We start from the raw sequence: 212 nt of genomic DNA on the forward strand, positions 1-212 counted from the left end.
AGAGTTAAGAAAGAAAGGTAATACCAAGGCAAAGTATCCATATAAAACCAAGAAATTTTATATAATACCATTCAAAGTTAGTGCAATAAATATCAATGCTAAAGGTAACTTAAAGTTATCAATGTCAAAAGGTAGATATTTAGAGTTAGATTTTAATATTGAAAATATAAAGACTGCTGAAATAGTATGGCGAAACGGATATTATTTGTATT

1 pseudogene is annotated in these 212 nt (G+C 25.9%); it reads left to right on the forward strand.

Annotated elements, in window-relative coordinates:
* Positions 1–212 (forward strand): annotated as a pseudogene (locus tag KGF36_RS20565) (RNA-guided endonuclease TnpB family protein); the annotation flags it as partial.

Source organism: Clostridioides sp. ZZV14-6009, assembly GCF_020658095.1.
Taxonomy (GTDB): Bacteria; Bacillota; Clostridia; order Peptostreptococcales; family Peptostreptococcaceae; genus Clostridioides.